We start from the raw sequence: 17,197 nt of genomic DNA on the forward strand, positions 1-17,197 counted from the left end.
TCTCCGGCCCTGGACCGGTGGCCGGAGCGGTGGCCTCTCGTACTTCCCCCTGTCGGTTCTTGTTTTCCGCTGTCGGTCAGCCAGTCAGGTGAGCCCGCCGGCGGACCGCGCCGCGCCACAGGTCGGGCTCTGCCTCGGCGAACCAGCGCTCCCGGGCATCGGCGTCCGGCAGCACGAGACGCACCTCACGCCGGAAACGCTCACCGTGGCCAGGGACCCGCAGATGGCACAGTTCATGGACGAGCACCAGATCCACCAGTGCGGGCGGCAGCTGTAGAACGGCCCAATGGACCTTGATCGATCCGTCTCTTTCGCGGGCGCCCCAGCGACGGCCGAGGTCATCTGCTCCGACCACTTCAGCAGGGACACCGGCACGCAATGCGAGAGAAGGCATCCTTGCCGACAGCCAGCGACCGCCGCACGCCTTGTACCACTCGGCGACCCGGAGCGCGCCCTCGCTCGCGGTGTCGGGTTGGGGCAACTCCAGCCAGCCACGGTGCAGACGTACGCGCCGCCCCGCTCCCGCCGGAACGAGCTTCAGCCTGTGACGGCGCCCGAGGTAGGCGAAGCTCGTCCCCCCGACGAGTTCCTTGACCGGTTCGCCCGGACGCTCCTGTCTGCGCCGGACCTCCAGAGCGAGCTTCGGCAGCCGTGACCGTACGGCGTCGGCCACCGCGGCCGGGTCGGCGCCTGCCGGGACGGCGAACAGCACACCGCCGTCGGGCGCCACCTCAATACCCAGGGTTCGCCGACGAGGCCGTACGACGACCTGCCACAGCCACTCCCGGGGCACCGGGAGGGCGGCGATCGCCTGCTGGACGGGTGTGGTCACACGGCCATTCCTACCACCCACCCCGGACAGTGCCGTATCAGGCCCCAGTTGCCCGGGACTCGGTCACGGCCGGACTCGGTCACGGGGACCCAGCCGAGCCTTCCCCCGCGCGATAGCCCAGAAAGTCGTCCCTCCGCTCGACCGCCAGTTCCAGCAGGAGGTTGGCCAGCGGGCCGGTGTCGTCCCAGTCAAGGTCGAGGCGCAGTTCCAGTTGGCTCCGCAGTTCCCTGCGCACCCGGTCCTGCGCGTCGTCGGCGGTCAGGAACTGCGGCGGCCGGACACGCAGTGCGATGTCGGCCGCCAGCCCACGGGCCGCCTGGTGGAAATCCACACCGGGCGGCGACTCGACGGCTCCGGCCTCGACGAGTTGCTGCCGCAACAGGCGGTAGATGGGCTGTTCCGTACGGGGGGCCAGTCCGCTCGCGTCGTCCGGTTGCCGCTCCGCGGCGTTCACATCCTGGATCAGGCCGACCAGATCCGCCGCCGCCTTCTCGAAGTCGTCCGCCATGCGGCGGGTGATCTCTTCGAGGCGCTTACTGAACGGCGTGTACCGGCCTCGGTCCGCGGCGATCTCGGCCGTGATGTGGAGCCTCAGCCGACTCGTCATGTACGCGGTCCTGGCGCGCGGGTCGCTGTTGGCGTTGACGCGTGCCAAGAAGTCGGGCGCGGTGAGTTCCACAGGGGGAATGCGCTGCTGGATCCCGTTGACTTCGAGGTGCTGCGAGATCAGTTGCCGCACCTTGGCCCCGTAACGCCGCGGGCTGAACTGGTCGCGGCCGTCCAGGTAGCGCTGCCTTGCCAGGACTTGGGTCTCACCGAGCAGTCGTGCGGCGCGTTCGTGATCCAGCGCCTCGGGGCGCGGCAGCACCGCGTTGAGCGCGGTGAGGAAGTCCCGCACCAGTTCATCGAACTCACCCCGCGCGAGCGGCTCGGCGAGCGCCGCGAGCAGGTCTTCGCGCCGGCTCTCGTCGGCGAGGTCCTCGATGTCATCGAGGCCGCGCAGCGCCAGAAACTCACTGATCCTCCGCGCCAGGTCGGCCAAGAGCGCCTCGGCGGCCACGTCGGACTGGAGCAGCAGGCCCTCGCGGGCGGGCTCTTCCGCTCGGCCGGACTCTCGTGCCGCCCGGTCCGCGTGGGGTGCCTCACGGTCTTCACGTGTCAGATGGTCGACGGACATCGTGTCGTAGCCGTACACCTGCCGCAGGTGCGCCTCGTCGTAGGCGGCGAGGGATCGGGCCAGGGCGGGGCCGATGCCGACGAAGTCGACGACCTGTCCCCATTGCTTGCCGGCATAGGGCCGGTTGGTGCGGGCGACGGCTTGCAGCAGCCCGGCGCCTGCCATGGCCCGGTCCAGGTAGAGCACCTGTTCCACGGGGGCGTCGAAGCCCGTGAGCAGCATGGACTGGACGAGGAGGAAGGCCATCGGACCATCCGCCGTCTCCGAGGTCTCGCCCCTCCCGCTCTCCGCGCTCGCTGCTTCACTTGCTTCTCTCTCGGGCGCTTCCGAGGTCTGCGGCTGCGACGCCTCGTGCCAGACCTCGCCGGTCCCGGCTCCTGTCCCCCACCCCGGCGACACGGTGCCGTGCGGATCGACGTCCCACGACGGATCGGCAGCCGCCGCGTGCGGATCGCCGATGCCCTGCTTGAAGCGATCGATGTGGGCGTCCTGGTCGGTCTTCGTGGTCCAGGGCTTCCAGTCGTCAGGGTCCTTGGGCTTCCCGGGCTGGGCCTTGGAGATCACCACCGCGGCCTCGATGGACGCGAGCACGTCCCGGTGCGGCAGGATGTCCAGCAGCTCGCGTTCCTCGGGTGTGACGACGGCGAGCGGGTCGTACGTCAGCTGCGGGTCCAGTGCGTCGAGGCGTTCCAGCAGCCGGTCACGCGCGTCGAGCAGCGCCTCGTGGTAGCGGACCGCGGCGAGCCGGGACGCTGCGGCGATCTGCGCGCCGAAACGGTCCGGCAGAGCCGACCGCGCCCAGTGGCGCAGCATGTGATCGGCCTTCTCCGCGATCACGGAAGGCGCTTCCAGAACCTCTTTCCGGCGGGCGAACGTGCGAAGTACGCGGGTCCGCTGTTCCGGGTCGCTCGGCACCTTCTCGTCGAACTTGGCGTCCAGCGCGGCCTTTTCGACCACTTCGAGCGACACCCTGTACGCCTCGTAGCGCACCGGTTTCACGGACCGGTCCCGTTCGGCGTCCCGCAGTGTGTAGATGTCGGCGAACGCCCCGAAGATCTCCTCGGTCGTCCTACGGTTTTTGTCGATGATCGGAGTGCCGGTGAATCCGATCAGTACCGCGTTCGGCAGCATGGCACGGAGCCGGGCGTGCTGCCAGGCGGCGTGGCCCCGGTGGGCCTCGTCGATCAGAACGACGATGTCATGATTCGGATTGGCGATCCGGTTGTGGATGACCTGTCCTGTGCTCTGCTGCCCATCGGCGTCGTTCTCCTCCTCACCGTTCGCGCCGTCGTCCCCCAGGGACTCGGTGGTCCCGTCGTTGGCCGTGTCGTCCCGCTGGGCCTTCTGAATCATCACGAGGACCAGGTCCGGCACGTCGACGGCGAGGTAGGCACGGGCGCCCTTGACGCTCCCCGCCCGGTGCACCGTCTCGTCACTCGCGCCGAGACTCTTCCTGATCTGTTTCTCCAGATCGATCCGGTCGGTGATGACGACGACCTTGTGCCCGGCCAGCTCGGGGTCGCTGCGGAGATGCCGTACGAGAAACGCCATGGTCAGGCTCTTGCCGGAACCTTGCGTGTGCCAGATGACCCCGCCGCGCTGGTCGGTGTCGCGTCCTGCCGCGACAGCCTCGCTCCGGTGCCGCAACCGCTCGGAAATGGTCGATACGGCCCGGAACTGCTGGTAGCGGCCGATGACTTTGACCGTGCGGGCGCTCCGGCCGGTAAAGGTGGTGAAGTCCCTTACGAGGGTCAGCAGATGAGCGGGGCGCAACACTCCGGCGACGAGTATCTCCTGCGCGGTGAGAGGTACGTCCGCGCCCTTACCCACCTCCCCCTTCACCTGGGCGTCGGAGATCGGCCGGACGGTCCGCCACGGTGCGAAATGTTCGGGTTCGGCGGTGACGGTGCCCAGCTCGGCGTGGTCGCGGTCGGTACCGATGAGGACCTGGGCGAATCGCGTCAACTCGGCGGCTGATGCGTTCGCGTTGGCGCCCGCGTAGCCGACGACCTGCTCGACAGCCGCGTCCAGGGCGGCCCGGCTGTCGTTCTGGGTGAGTGAGGGCGCCTTGCACTCGATGACCACCCAGGGCAGGCCATTGACGAACAGGACCAGGTCGGGAGTGGTGGGCTCGAAGTCCTTGCGTTCGACGCGGAACTGGGAGACGGCGAGCAGATCGTTCCCGCCGTACCCGTGCGTGTCGCCGTCGTCGGCCGAGGTGGTGAACTCCCCGTACCAGTCGACCAGTCGTACGGTCTCCGGTTCTCCTCTGCGCCAGCCGGGGACGGTACGGGAGGGGATGCCCTCCCGGAGCATCGAGGTCACTTCCGCGTTGCCCGCCACGCCTCGGCCGGCGGGGCCCTGACCGGGGGCGGTGCCCTGGACCCACGCGAGGATGTGGTCGATTTGAGCTGCCGAGAGCCACGTCCGGCCGTTCGGCCCCGGGTTGATACGAGCGATAGCGGTACGGAACCGATCCTTGTACAAAACCTGGGCGAACGAGGCACGTTCGGATGCACCAGGCTCGGTAGCGGGGCCGCCCGGCGGCCCACCCTGGAGGTATTCCCAGCCCATGGCGATCAGCTGATCGATCAGCGGCTTCTCGGTCTTGTCGTACTCCGGCTGCGCCATCGCTGGTCTCTCCGCCCGCCCGTCACCGTACGTCCCGCGTACCCCGAAAGGGTGTACGCGGAACTCTACCCGCGGGCGGGCGCAAGGCCAGGGGCACGGACGGGGGCAGACGTGGACAGCGACCAGGGCGGTCAGGCGAGCAGGGCGGAGGTGCTTCCCGAACCTGTCGATGGGCCCTCATCGAGGGCGAGTTCGAACCAGATGGTCTTACCGCCCGGACCGTACGGCCCTTCCCCTATGGCGCAGCCACCCCATCGGTCGGCGACGAGATCGAGGATCACCAGCCCGCGGCCGGAATCGGCGTCCCGGCGCGGCCGGCGGAGATGGCGCGGCTCGGGCAGATCGGGGCTCATGTCCCAGACGCTGACGCGGAGTACGGGGAACGTCCAGTGCAGGCGTACGGAGGCGGGGCCCTTGGTGTGCCGTACGGAGTTGGTGGTCAGCTCGGACGCCAGCAACTCGGCGCGATAGGCGAGTTCGACCAGACCGTGCGCGGCGAGGACGGCCCGCAGTATGGCGCGTGCGACGCGGGGCCCACGCGGGTCGCAGGGGAAGCTGAGTTCGTACTGCCAGGGGTCGGTGAAGCGGATGGGGGCGGGGTGGGTGTCCGGGTTGGCATCGCGGGCGGGGTCGCAGACGGATTCCGGGGCCGCGAGGGGGTTCGGGTGCGGACGACTATTCACGAGGCACCTCCTGGGGTGCGTGACGTGAGGTGGACGGGTGGAGTTGAGCCGTGTGGTGGTGCGGGGCGGGCTTGTTGATGCGTCGGTGGTGGCAGTGCCGGCGGGGCCTGCCGTCCCGGGCGGGCAGGGCGAAGCCGGTGCGCTTCCGCTGACGCGGTGCGAGTAGCCCGGGTCACACACTAAGTTAGATCGACTCACCTGTGAGTCACTTTTCACGAAAGAGTGACCAGAATGCAGACTCACTAGATCTCACCATGGCGTGCTGACAGACTGCGTGTGCCCCTGAGAAGAGGAGACATGGCCTCACGAAACGCTCCAACCGGTCGTCAGCGGCGCTTGGCGACGGAGATCCGCCGCATGCGCGAGCAGACTGGCATTTCCATCCAGGAAGCGGCGTCCATGCTGGGCGCGGACCGAACGATGATCTCCAACATTGAGGCCGGCCGGACGAGACTGAGCGAGGAGCGCGTCCGGCAGATCGCCTGCTATTACAAGTGTCCCGATCCGGCATTGATCGATGCGCTGGCCGACATCGCGGCGGGCCGTCGAACTCGCTACTGGTGGACCGAATACCGCGGCAAGCTTCCTGACGGTTACCTCGACGTCTCCGAGATCGAGTTTCACGCCGCACGTATCAGAACAGCACAGACCGTGCACTTGCCCGGTCTCCTTCAGACCGAGGAACACGCACGCGCCATCTTCGACTTGAACGTGCCGAAACTGCCGCGTCTGGAAGTTGAACTGCGCGTCGCGCATCGCATGAGCCGTCAGTCGATTCTCACCGGAGCGAACCCGACACCGTATGTCGGCATCATCCACGAAGCAGCACTGCGGCTGGAGTTCGGCGGTCGGGACGTGGCGCGCCGGCAACTGCACCACCTGGCCGAGGCAGTCGATCAGACCAACGTGACGCTGCTGGTCATCCCGTTCAGCGCGGGAGCGTTCCACGGCGCAGGGCAATCGATCCTGTATACCGAGGGTGTTGTGCCACAGTTGGACACCGTCCAACTGGATACCGCGTTCGGGGGTCACTTCGTAGATGCCCCGACGCCGCTGACCAACTATCGTTCATTGCTGGACCTCATGGAGCGCTCCGCGCTCCGGCCTGACGAGTCTCAGAAGCTCATCAGGTCCATCGCACACGATCTCTGAGGGGGCACGACGTTGAACGATGGCATCTGGCAGCGCTCGTCATTCTGCTCAGGAGGCGGCAACAACTGTGTTGAGGTGGCCGCCAATGACACCGATCTCGTGGCGCTTCGTGACAGCAAACAGCCGGAGAGCACCATGGCCACGAACCGCGCCGCGTTTCGTGCGCTCGTACGTGGAATCAAGTCCGGAGCGTTCGTTTCTCCGCTCACCTGACCGCCGCTGGTAGCCGCCCGCCTTCCGGTTCACGCCGCCGGAAGGCGCTCCGCGCCACTGAGCAGATCTTCAACCACGCCTTGTTGTACGGTCCGCAGCTTCGCGATCTGCCGCTCCATCGACGCCTGCCGATACCGAATCGTCCGAATAGCCCCCATGATGCGCTCCTGCTCCTCGCGCGGCGGTACGGGAATGGGCATCTGCTTCACCTGCGTCGAGTTGATCGAGGCAAGGTTGGTCGTCTGTTTGCCGACGCTCTGGAAGTAGGCGCGGCCTTCGGGCGAAGACGTATACAAGGCAAGGAAGTCAGGCAACGTGCGTTCCCCACATCGAACGCGAAAGACATGGTTCTGGTGCAGGCATTCCTCAAGCCTGCCATCCCAAACCGCGCCACGGCCAAGCTTGTCAAGATCCCCACCTTCGGTAAGCAAGAGGTCGCCTTTCTGGAGCGCGAACCGCTCATACCGTGATTGGAGGATTCGGACGGTCTTCACCTCGGTGGTATCGATACGCCCGTCCAACACGTTGGCTACTCGAAGGTAGGGAAGTTCAACAGTGCCGTTGCCAACTGGCTCGGAACCGAGAGTGACCCCGGCGGCCACGGACGCGACCGCATCCAAGCGGACGCGTTCCCAGCGGCCGATGCGCTCCTGATCCAACGCGTTCGCGGCCAAGGCTTCTTCGGCCACGCGCAGCTTGCGGAGCACCCCTCGGAGCCCGACGATACGACGCTCGAAGGCGGCGTGGGCGGCGATGATCCGGCGCTGCTCCGCCATTGTCGGGATACCAATCTCCAACTCCTGGAGCCTCGCTGTATCCAGCCGCCCCGTGCCGTGGCTGGTCTCCTCGACCATACGAAGGATCTCAGGCGTGCGGACCTTGATCGCGTAGGCGAGGAAATATGGATCAATCCCCTCTCTCGGGATCACGGCCTTACAGTCCTGCCCGAAAGCTACTTCGCGCTCTGTCACACCGATACGGAACTCGGACTTGAGGCTCATTCCTCGCACCAGGAACAGGGTGGTGCCCTTATCTACAAGGCGAGAGCCATTCTTCGCGCCGAGCTGTGTGACCCGGCGGTCAGAATCCTTGATGTGGAAGTCCTTCATGCTCGCGCCGCTGATCCACGGAATGTCACCGCCCCAATACGCTGCATTGGACGTGGCGGGCGTGCCACCGGACAGCCACGTTCCTGCGTCAGCAAGAGCCAGCCGCCTCCAGCCAACCGGCCAAGAAGTCCCTCGCCGCCCTTCGGCAGTCTCACCGCGCATATCCGAGCTCCTTCAGCCAGCCCGTAAGCTCCCCCGCCGACACCTCGCTCTCCCCCTCAAGCTCCGCCAGCGACACCTCGTACTTTTCCGCCCATCGTCGGAACGCCTCCACCAACTCCCGGCGCCCCGAAGCGACCGCCACGCCCAGGCGACGGGTCAAGTCACCGTCCAGCACCTCAAGCACCACCCGCTCCGCTTCCCCGTCGGTGGCGTTCGCGACCTCCGCCGCCGCCCGCAGTTGCTTGAGGAACTGGTCGTCCAGCCCCTTGCGCTTCTTCTTGGCCGCCGTCAATTCCCTCTTGCGCAGGGCGAGAGCCTTCTCCAGGCGGGCGATCTCCTCCGGGGACGCCGGCTCCGCCGCCTCACCCTCGCTGTCCGGCTCCTCGGCATCGTCCTCGCCCGCAGCGCCCTCGGCCACCGGCGCCGGCTTCGCCTCCGCCAGTTCCTCCAGCGCGGTCCGCTGCGCCGCGTCCGCCGCCGTCACGGCCGTTTCCGCCGCGGCGACGGCGTCCAGGAATTCGGGGATCAGCGCCCGCACCACCGGGTGGTCCATCGCGCGGCGGCGGTCCGCCGCGGGCACCGTGGACTTCTTGGCCGGGGCTTCACCGTCCGGCTCAGGCGGCATCACTGGTTCGACGATCGCCTCGACCGAGTCGACCCAGCCCTCCAGCACCCGGCCGTACCCACCGGCCGCCAGCGCCTTGAGGTCGTACCTGTTCGCCGTCCACCAGTCGGCCATGATGCCGGCCGTCGTGTACTCGTCCAGGACACGGACGGCTCCCACCGACTCCGTGAAGCCACCCACCAGCGAGCCACGCAGCTCCATCAGTCGCCCGTTCTCCACCAGTTGGGCGAACCGGCGGACCTGCTCCGACCACCAGGTTTCGTACGCCCCCCACAGTTGCTTCTCGCGCTCCGCCGCGAGGCCGGGAATGCGTTGCGCCGTCGCCTCCGGGCCCTCGTCCAGGAAGTCGTAGTAGTCCGGATCACCGTCCCGCTGGGCGAAAAGCGCCGACGGCTCGACCCCGTACGCCGTGAACAGCTCCTGCTTGCTCGCGACCTCCACCACCGGCACCCCTCCGTACAGGTGCGCCCGGACGTCCTGGGTCTCGGCAGGTGGCGAATTGTCCACCCAGCGACGGATATTGAGGTTGGCTTCCGCCTTCAGCAGGTCCGCCACCTTCACCGCCCGCGAGTAGCCGGGGATCTGACGCCAGTTGTGGTAGACCGTGACGATCTTCTCCACGTGCTCCGGGCCCAGCTCATTCTGGTTGCGGCCCACCGTGTAGTCGCGGTCCGCGTTGATGAACAGGACACGCTTCTCCCGGTCGCCGCGCTTGCGGCGCGGGCGCCGCAGCACCAGCACACACGCTGGGATGCCGGTCCCGTAGAACAGGTTCGGGCCGAGGCCGATCACCGCCTCGATGCAGTCGTCCTCAAGTAGCCGCTCACGGATGTCCCGCTCCTTCCCTCCCCGGAACAGCACGCCGTGCGGCATGACGATCGCCGCCACACCCCGCTCCTCCAGCACCGACACCATGTGCTGGACGAACATCAGGTCGGCCTTCTTGCCGCTCTCCGGTGCCCAGCCCCACCTCATCCGGGTGCCGTGGTCCGTGTCGGCCTTGGCCACCAGATCCGCGTCGTAGTTGAGCGAGAAGGGCGGGTTCGAGAGCACCTTGGTGAAGGTACGGAGTCGCTTGGTGCCGGGGGAGAAGTGAAGCGGTTCGGTGAGGGTGTCTCCGTGGTACAGCTCGAATTCGCGGATGCCGTGGAGCACCATGTTCATGCTGGCCATGGACCAGGAAGGGCCGTTCTTGTCCTGGCCGTTGATCCCCAGTTCATTGGGATCTCCGCCGTGCTCCTCGACGTGCTCCCGCGCGGCGATCAACATGCCGCCCGAACCCGCGCACGGGTCGTAGACGGACTCCGTCGGCTTCGGGTCGATAAGGCGGACCATCATCCGGACGACGGCACGAGGGGTGTAGAACTCGCCGCCCTTCTGTCCCGCCGAGTCGGCGAACCGACCGAGGAGGTATTCGTAGGCAGCCCCCAGCATGTCGGGGAACTCGAAGTCCTCGTTACGAAGCCGGTAGAGACTGAAGTGCCGGATGAGCGAGCGGAGTTCGGGCGTGGTGAAACGCGGCTTGGTGCCGACGACCGCGTTGAACTCGATGTGTGTGGTGACGCCGGCCAGCCGCCTGTTTCCCTGAGTGAGGGCCACCAGCGCCTGGTCCAGCCCCTCACCCACTTCGCTCGTCAGATGGCCGACCCCGGGCACGGTCTCGTCCGGAGTCTCGGGATCGAGGACATGCGGGCCCTTCCACCATCGCGCCCTCGGAGGCACGAAGAACACCCGGGTGTAGCGCTCGGGATCGTCGGCTCGCTTCAGTGCCTTGACTTTGTCGCCCGTCTTCTCCAGCGCCGCCGCGTACTCACGCCGCCACTCGGGTTCGAACTCGTCGGAGGCACGCTTCAGGAAAAGCATCCCGAAGATGTAGTCGCGATACTCCGAGGCGTCCATCCGCCCACGCAGAATGTCGGCGGCCGAGTAGAGATGCCGTTCGAGCTCGGGCAGGGTGATTCTGGCCACGCGCCATTCCTTCGTACGACTGGGAGACCGGAGTGCTACGGCAGCCTAGACGCCCCAGTGGCCCCGAGGGTAACCACGTTCCTTGCCCGCCGCCGGGCGTGTGGAGTCCGGGACAATACCCAGACTCACCACCAGCCGCCATACGTCCGTCGACGGATCGCGCCGGAGCACCTCGCAGTCATGAGCGTGCCCGGAGCGCGCGGCCCACGCAGTGGTGGACTTCGACGGATTGTCACGGCCGTGGACCGCGGTCTTGGCGTTGTTCGCCTTGCACGAGCCGTGCTCGCACTGGCTGACCAGACTCTTGGCGTGGGAAACCGCACTCTTCAGGACCTCGGCGTCCCCCAGCGCCGTTCGCCGCTCGCCCTTGACGCTCTTGTCGTTCCTCTTGTCGAAGTTCTTGAAGGCTGGGTGAGCCTGCCGCAGCTTCTCCACCACGATCTTGCTGCTTCCGCTCTGCCGCCCGCCGAACGCCTGGAAGTGCAACAGCAGCCACAGGTCGAAGGACGGGTGGGAGAAGCAGACCTCCGTGGATTCGTCTGCGGCGTCCTTCAGAGCTTTCGGGATGTCGTGGTGCTTGTCCCGGTCGAACAGAGCCCATGCCTCGTCCTCCTTCGCCTCCTCGCGTACGGAGGCGACGACTTGGGCAGGGGTCAGGCCATTTTCGGCGTAAACGGGCTGGATCTTGAACCGCTGCCCCTCGTGCCCGCTGCCATCCCCGAACTGGGCGGTGAGGTGGTTGAGGTAGTCCGGCTCGGTGGACTCCCCCTCGCAGCCGACATAGAGCACACGTACCGCACGGGACTCGTCCGGCGGCGGAGGCGGGGGTGCAACCAGCGGCTGCTCGTCGCCCTTGCTTCCCCTGCGCTTCTTCCGCTTCGGCGTCGTGACGTCCCGCGACTCACCACCGTGTTGTTGTCCCGCGTGCCCCTGCTGCCCGCCGCCCCACGTGCTCACGCTGTCGCCTTCGCCTCCTGCCAGGACACCTCACGGACGATCTCGCCCGCACTGACACGCGGCACTCCGCCGTATCGGCCGCGCAGATAACCGCGTTCCAGGTTCTCGCCGTCCGCCGGACGGGCCGCGGTCAGCGGATACAGCTCCGTCGCTCCCGTGCGGTCCTTCGCCGTGATCCACACCTGGTCACGGGCCAGCGGCTGGTCCAGGACCTCACTGCCCAACAAGGTGGCGTCATGCGTAGTGAAGATCAACTGGGCGTCGTGGGGATTGGCCTTGGGGTCCTGGAAGATCCGTACGACCTCGGCCGCCAGCGTCGGGTGCAGGCTGGAATCCAGCTCGTCGACCAGCAGCACCGCCCCCTTGTCGAGCACGGTGAGCATCGGCCCCAGGAAGGCGAACCAGGCGTGAGTACCGAAGGATTCCTCCGCGAGGAAGTCCAGTGAGACGTCCTGGCCGTCATGGGTGCGGTGCCGGAGCCGGATCTCATTCGTCTCCGGGTCAATCTCGATACCGGTGACACCGAGGTCGGCGACCGAGAGCAGATGCAGAATGCGTTCGCCGTAGCCGCCTTTGCGACCGGACTCACCGAGGAGTTCCTGAGTCCACTTGGTTCGGTGGACGACGTCCTCTCCCGGAGTCACCAGCCACAGGTTGTCGAGGAACCATCGGTACAGCGCGGACAATTGCAGGTCGTTCGCGGTAGCGCCGGTGGACAGGAAGAGGGCATCGGGCCGGGTGAACGCGACCAAGTCGTCGCGCCGGCCGGTGAAACCGTCGCTTTCGAAGACGAACTCTCCGCCTTCCGACTCCGGCCGGCCGGCCTCCCGGTCGAACCAGATCTCGCGCTCACCCTGCGGGTAGGCGTGCAGCCACTCGGCCTCGACACGCTCGTCCGAGAGCTCGAAGCCGTACGTGAAGCGGACAGGCTTCCGGCCGAGCGTGAGATCGACTTCATAGAGGCTCGTCTCCCCGGCACTCTCGCGGTCGAGCTTGAAAGGCCGGCGGGGCACGCCGGGCGCCTTCTGCCAGTCAGCGAAAGAGGTCCGCACCGCCGCTCTCATGTCACTCAGCGCGCTGATCAGATTGGTCTTGCCGGAGGCATTGGCTCCGAAGACGCCGAGCACGGGAAGAGCCGTCACCTGGTGGTCGTCGTGGCGCAGGCCGGTATCGCGGGCGGTGCCTTCGTTCGGCGCCGTGCCGATCAGCGACAGCTCGCGCTCGTCACGAATCGAGCGGTGATTGGCCACCCGAAATCGCAGGAGCACCTCGACCTCCCGACAGGACGGGGAGTCTCCCCCGCCGCATGCGTACTCGTGCGGACGTTCCGCATGGGGCAGCCTATGACGGGCGAGCGGGCGGTGCCAGCCCTCTTGATCAGCTGAGACGACCGATCCTTCCGTCGTGCTGTGGCACGACGCGCTCCCGACGGCTCGGCCCTCGGCCGGCTGATCAGCCGGCCAGGGCTCCCGTACGGCGTTCCGTCGTCGCGATCGTCGCCGAGCCGACCACGCGCGTGCCGTCGTACAGCACGATCGCCTGGCCCGGTGCCACGCCGCGTACGGGCTCCTCGAAGCGGACGTGGAGCGTGCCGTCGGCCAGCTCCGCCGTCACCGCCGTCTCGCCGCCGTGGGCGCGCAGCTGGGCGGTGTAGTCGCCGGGGCCGGTGGGGGCGGTGCCGCACCAGCGGGGCTTGCGGGCGGTCAGCGCCGTGACGTCCAGCGCGGCGGCCGGGCCGACCGTCACGGTGTTGTCGACCGGGGAGATGTCCAGCACGTAGCGCGGCTTGCCGTCGGGCGCCGGGTGGCCGATGCGCAGGCCCTTGCGCTGGCCGATGGTGAAGCCGAACGCGCCGTCGTGGCTGCCCACCTTCGTACCGGACTCGTCGACGATGTCGCCCTCCGCCCGGCCGAGCCGGTCCGCCAGGAAGCCCTGGGTGTCGCCGTCCGCGATGAAGCAGATGTCATGGCTGTCGGGCTTCTTGGCCACCGCCAGGCCCCGGCGCTCGGCCTCCGCCCGGATCTCGTCCTTGGTGGTGAGCGTGTCACCGAGCGGGAACATCGCGTGGGCGAGCTGCCGCTCGTCGAGCACTCCCAGTACGTACGACTGGTCCTTGGCCATGTCGCTCGCGCGGTGCAGCTCACGCGCGCCGTCGGGGCCCAGGACGACCGTCGCGTAATGGCCGGTGCACACGGCGTCGAAGCCGAGGGCGAGCGCCTTGTCGAGCAGCGCCGCGAACTTGATCTTCTCGTTGCAGCGCAGACACGGGTTCGGGGTGCGGCCGGCCTCGTACTCCGCCACGAAGTCCTCGACGACGTCCTCGCGGAACCGCTCGGCGAGATCCCAGACATAGAACGGGATGCCGATGACATCGGCGGCGCGCCGCGCGTCGCGGGAGTCCTCGATGGTGCAGCAGCCGCGCGCGCCGGTACGGAAGGACTGCGGATTCGCGGAGAGCGCGAGATGCACGCCGGTCACGTCATGGCCCGCCTCGGCGGCACGCGCGGCGGCGACGGCGGAATCCACGCCGCCCGACATGGCGGCGAGCACGCGGAGGGGGCGAGGGCGCTGGGAATTCTGAGTCATAGCTCCACCAGGGTACGGCCCGAGGGAACCACAGTCGCGCGAGTATGCGTTGACGATCACATGGGCGAGAACACACAGGGCACGACGGGCAGCGGCGCGGGCGGGAGCCATCGCGCGGGCGGGAGCCGTCGTGCGCCCACGGACGGGAGCAAGGTCCGCCGCCGGGCCGTGCTGATCGGCGGCGCGGCGGCCGTGCTCGGCGGGGGCGTGCTGGCGCGCGAGGAGCTGGGGCATTTGTGGTACCGCGTGCCCGGCGTCGCGAAGCCGCGCAAGGAGGGCGAGCTGGACTACGCGGGCTCCGAGTGGGTGGCGGCGTCCTCCGCGAACTGGCGACGGGCGGACCGGCCGGACGACTTCACGATCGACCGGGTGGTGATCCATGTCGTCCAGGGCAGCTATCAGGTCGCGCTGAAGGTCTTCCGCGACCCCGGCCACGGCGCCGCCTCGCACTATGTGGTCCGCAAGGACGGCCATGTGGCGCAGATGATCCGCGAGCTGGACGTGGCGTACCACGCGGGCAACCGCGAGTACAACGAGCGCTCCATCGGTATCGAGCACGAGGGCTGGGTGGACAACGCCGCGTCGTTCACGGACGCGATGTACCGCTCCTCGGCGCGGCTGACCGCCGACATATGCAGGCGGTACGCGATACCCGTCGACCGCGAGCACATCATCGGGCATGTGGAGGTCCCGGGCACGGACCACACGGACCCGGGGACGAAGTGGGACTGGGACAGGTACATGAAGTTCGTACAGGACGCCTGAGCCCCGGCCCGCCCCGGCAGGGCCCGCTCGCGCCGAATCGAGTACGGCACGGTGTACTCAGCACCACCCCCGCACCCGGGCCCTATGCCCAATGTGCCCGCTCTCCCCCGTCCGTAGCGTCATGCATGGGCGCAGAGAGCGTCCCAACGGGGAGGGAACACCATGTTTCGCCGTACGAACTCGACAGAGCGCGCCAGAAGCGCCGAGGCGCTGCGCCTGGTCAAGGTCCGCAAGGTCTACGGATCCGCCGGGAACGCCGTGACCGCGCTGGACGATGTGTCGCTGAGCCTCCCCGCCGGTAGCTTCACCGCCGTCATGGGGCCCTCCGGCTCCGGCAAGTCGACCCTGTTGCAGTGCGCGGCCGGGCTCGACCGGCCGGACAGCGGGCTGGTCATGGTGGACGGCGCGGAGATGACCGGCGGCAGCGAGGCCGCGCTGACGAAGTTCCGCCGCCGCCGGATCGGCTTCGTCTTCCAGCAGTACAACCTGCTGCCCACGCTCACCGTGGAGCGGAACACGACCCTGCCGCTGAAGTTGGCCGGGCGCCGCGTCGACCGGGCACGGGCCAGGGAGATCCTCACCCAGGTCGGTCTCGGCGACCGGCTGGCCCACCGGCCCGACCAGCTCTCCGGCGGTCAGCGCCAGCGCGTCGCCATCGCCCGCGCGCTGGTCACCGAGCCCGCCGTGATCTTCGCGGACGAGCCGACCGGCGCGCTGGACACCCGCAGCGCGCGGGACGTCCTGCGGCTGCTCCAGCAGACCGTACGGGTCCACGGCAGGACGGTCGTGATGGTGACGCACGACCCGGTGGCCGCCTCGTACGCCGACTCCGTGGTCTTCCTCGCGGACGGCCGACTGGCCGGGCGGCTGACCGCGCCGACCGTGGACGCGGTCGCCGAGCGGCTCGCGCATCTGGGCGACGCGGCGCCCCACGGCACGGACCCGACGCACCACGACCTGACGGCTGGGGTGTGAGTCATGTTCTCGCTGGCCATGCGGTCCATCGCGACGCGTCCCGGGCGTTTTCTCGCCACCCTGCTGTCCGCCTTCCTGGGCGCCGCGATCATCATGGCGTTCCACTCGATGCACGACACCGCGGGCGCCCGGGGCATCGACTCCGCCAGCGCGGAGACGCTCGGGCTGGTGGCGAACGTCGTCGGCGGTTACGGCGCGCTGCTGGTGTTCTTCGCCGTCGCGTCCACCCTGACCGTGAACGTACGGCAGCGCGGTACGGAGATCGCCCTGCTCCGCAGCACCGGCGCCACCCCGGCGCAGATCACGTGGATGGTCGTGGGCGAATCGGCCGCGGTCGCCCTGACCGGAGCGCTGCTGGCCATCGGTCCGGCGATGCTCGGCGGACGGGAGCTGCTCTCGGTGTTCCAGGACACCGGCCAGGTCGCCGACGGCGTCGCGTACGCCTTCGGGCCCATCGCGCTCGGTTCCGGCCTCGGCATCACGCTGCTGGCCGCGACGGGCGCCGCGTTCCTCGCGGTGCGCCGGGCGACGAAGGCCCTGGCGGGCGCCGCCGAGCCCCGGGGCCGGGGCCGGAACGTCGCCGGCGCCGCCGCGCTCGTCGCCGGGGCGGCGGGGGTGTGCGTCACCTTCACGATCGACGCGACGGAGCCCGCGCTCATGGCGGCACCGGCCTGCGGCGCCATCCTGCTCGCCGTCGGAATGGCGCACTTCGCACCGGCGCTGCTGCGGGCCCTGCTGGGCGCGCTGGAGCGGCCCCTCACCGCGCTCACCGGGGCGAGCGGCTATCTGACCGTCCACACCATGCGCGACCGCGCCACGCGGCTGTCCGGCGTGCTGATGCCGCTGACCCTCTTCACCGGGATCGCGACGGCGACGCTCACCATGCAGGCGCTGGAGAACGACGCGATCACGGCGTCCGGTCTCACCAGATCGGTCGAGGACAAGAACCTGGAGACCGTGAACCTGGTGGTCGTCGGGATCATCGTGGTCTTCTCCTGCGTCACGCTGATCAACAGCCTGTACGCGGCGACCTCGTACCGCCGCCGCGAGTTCGGTCAGCAGCGTCTCGCGGGGGCCACCCCGGGCCAGGTGCTGGGGATGGTCGGCGTCGAGGGGCTGGCGCTGACGGTGACCGGGGTGTTCTTCGGCACGGTGGCGGGGCTCGCGGGGAGCGTGCCGTTCAGTCTGGTACGTACCGACGAGGTCCTGCCGGGCCAGGGGCCGGGGATCTGGCTCGGTGTCACTGCGGTCGCCGCCGCGGCGACGTTGGTCACCTCTGTCGGTACGGCGCGCAGGACGCTGCGTACCCCGGCGGTGGAGGCGGTGGCGACGGCGGCCTGAACGAGCCGCCCCGCCCCCGGT

Annotated in this window: 13 protein-coding genes; 5 read left to right on the plus strand and 8 right to left on the minus strand. The window is 68.5% G+C overall.

Annotated elements, in window-relative coordinates; all coding sequences use genetic code 11:
- Positions 1-76 precede the first annotated feature (76 nt).
- The 3 genes from ACIRQP_RS29085 to ACIRQP_RS29095 all read right to left on the minus strand — a co-directional run bounded on the left by ACIRQP_RS29085 (position 77) and on the right by ACIRQP_RS29095 (position 5,323).
- The gene (locus tag ACIRQP_RS29085) at positions 77-832 is read right to left on the minus strand and encodes a M48 family metallopeptidase (protein ID WP_403894760.1); all 756 of its coding nucleotides are present in this window, start codon (positions 830-832) and stop codon (positions 77-79) included.
- A 79-nt stretch (positions 833-911) separates the two neighbouring features.
- The gene (locus ACIRQP_RS29090; RefSeq protein ID WP_403894763.1) at positions 912-4,640 is read right to left on the minus strand and encodes a type I restriction endonuclease subunit R; all 3,729 of its coding nucleotides are present in this window, start codon (positions 4,638-4,640) and stop codon (positions 912-914) included.
- A gap of 131 nt (positions 4,641-4,771) precedes the next feature.
- Positions 4,772-5,323, minus strand: coding sequence for an ATP-binding protein (locus tag ACIRQP_RS29095; RefSeq protein ID WP_403894766.1), 552 nt, complete (start codon positions 5,321-5,323; stop codon positions 4,772-4,774).
- A gap of 297 nt (positions 5,324-5,620) precedes the next feature.
- Between ACIRQP_RS29095 and ACIRQP_RS29100 the strand changes: the two genes are divergently transcribed.
- The gene (locus ACIRQP_RS29100; protein WP_403894769.1) at positions 5,621-6,475 is read left to right on the plus strand and encodes a helix-turn-helix domain-containing protein; all 855 of its coding nucleotides are present in this window, start codon (positions 5,621-5,623) and stop codon (positions 6,473-6,475) included.
- A 12-nt stretch (positions 6,476-6,487) separates the two neighbouring features.
- Positions 6,488-6,688, plus strand: a complete 201-nt coding sequence (locus ACIRQP_RS29105) for a DUF397 domain-containing protein (protein WP_403894772.1) — start codon at positions 6,488-6,490, stop codon at positions 6,686-6,688.
- A 29-nt stretch (positions 6,689-6,717) separates the two neighbouring features.
- On the opposite strand, the gene ACIRQP_RS29110 is transcribed toward ACIRQP_RS29105, so the two are convergent.
- The 5 genes from ACIRQP_RS29110 to mnmA all read right to left on the minus strand — a co-directional run bounded on the left by ACIRQP_RS29110 (position 6,718) and on the right by mnmA (position 14,095).
- On the minus strand, positions 6,718-7,959 hold the full coding sequence (locus tag ACIRQP_RS29110) for a restriction endonuclease subunit S (protein WP_403894775.1): 1,242 nt from the start codon (positions 7,957-7,959) through the stop codon (positions 6,718-6,720).
- The gene (locus ACIRQP_RS29115; protein WP_403894778.1) at positions 7,949-10,552 is read right to left on the minus strand and encodes an N-6 DNA methylase; all 2,604 of its coding nucleotides are present in this window, start codon (positions 10,550-10,552) and stop codon (positions 7,949-7,951) included. The genes ACIRQP_RS29110 and ACIRQP_RS29115 overlap by 11 nt, the downstream gene beginning before the upstream one ends.
- A 45-nt stretch (positions 10,553-10,597) precedes the next feature.
- Positions 10,598-11,509 (minus strand): RloB family protein, encoded by a 912-nt coding sequence (locus ACIRQP_RS29120; protein WP_403894781.1) that lies wholly within the window; start codon positions 11,507-11,509, stop codon positions 10,598-10,600.
- Positions 11,506-12,777 carry an ATP/GTP-binding protein gene (locus tag ACIRQP_RS29125; protein WP_403894784.1) on the minus strand — a complete coding sequence of 424 codons (1,272 nt, stop codon included), beginning with the start codon at positions 12,775-12,777 and terminating at the stop codon, positions 11,506-11,508. Before ACIRQP_RS29125 ends, ACIRQP_RS29120 begins: the two co-directional genes overlap by 4 nt.
- 184 nt (positions 12,778-12,961) lie before the next feature.
- A complete protein-coding gene (gene mnmA / locus ACIRQP_RS29130; RefSeq protein ID WP_403894786.1) occupies positions 12,962-14,095 on the minus strand; it encodes a tRNA 2-thiouridine(34) synthase MnmA in 1,134 nt (377 codons plus the stop codon).
- Positions 14,096-14,155: 60 nt separating this feature from the next.
- On the opposite strand from mnmA, the gene ACIRQP_RS29135 reads away from it, so the two are divergent.
- The 3 genes from ACIRQP_RS29135 (at position 14,156) to ACIRQP_RS29145 (ending at position 17,176) form a co-directional block, all read left to right on the plus strand.
- Entirely contained in the window at positions 14,156-14,860 is a 705-nt protein-coding gene (locus ACIRQP_RS29135; protein WP_403894789.1) for an N-acetylmuramoyl-L-alanine amidase, read from the plus strand.
- A gap of 162 nt (positions 14,861-15,022) precedes the next feature.
- Positions 15,023-15,835, plus strand: a complete 813-nt coding sequence (locus ACIRQP_RS29140; RefSeq protein WP_403894792.1) for an ABC transporter ATP-binding protein — start codon at positions 15,023-15,025, stop codon at positions 15,833-15,835.
- Between the two features lie 3 nt (positions 15,836-15,838).
- The gene (locus ACIRQP_RS29145) at positions 15,839-17,176 is read left to right on the plus strand and encodes an FtsX-like permease family protein (protein WP_403894795.1); all 1,338 of its coding nucleotides are present in this window, start codon (positions 15,839-15,841) and stop codon (positions 17,174-17,176) included.
- Positions 17,177-17,197: the final 21 nt, after the last annotated feature.

The organism is Streptomyces sp. NPDC102274, from assembly GCF_044766385.1.
Classification (GTDB): Bacteria; Actinomycetota; Actinomycetes; order Streptomycetales; family Streptomycetaceae; genus Streptomyces.

Excerpts from the sequence above, each read along its gene's own strand:
- ACIRQP_RS29090 (WP_403894763.1), bottom strand. The coding sequence starts at position 4,640 with ATGGCGCAGCCGGAGTACGACAAGACCGAGAAGCCGCTGATCGATCAG.
- ACIRQP_RS29100 (WP_403894769.1), top strand. The coding sequence starts at position 5,621 with ATGGCCTCACGAAACGCTCCAACCGGTCGTCAGCGGCGCTTGGCGACG.
- ACIRQP_RS29110 (WP_403894775.1), bottom strand. The coding sequence starts at position 7,959 with ATGCGCGGTGAGACTGCCGAAGGGCGGCGAGGGACTTCTTGGCCGGTT.
- mnmA (WP_403894786.1), bottom strand. The coding sequence starts at position 14,095 with ATGACTCAGAATTCCCAGCGCCCTCGCCCCCTCCGCGTGCTCGCCGCC.
- ACIRQP_RS29135 (WP_403894789.1), top strand. The coding sequence starts at position 14,156 with ATGGGCGAGAACACACAGGGCACGACGGGCAGCGGCGCGGGCGGGAGC.
- ACIRQP_RS29140 (WP_403894792.1), top strand. The coding sequence starts at position 15,023 with ATGTTTCGCCGTACGAACTCGACAGAGCGCGCCAGAAGCGCCGAGGCG.
- ACIRQP_RS29145 (WP_403894795.1), top strand. The coding sequence starts at position 15,839 with ATGTTCTCGCTGGCCATGCGGTCCATCGCGACGCGTCCCGGGCGTTTT.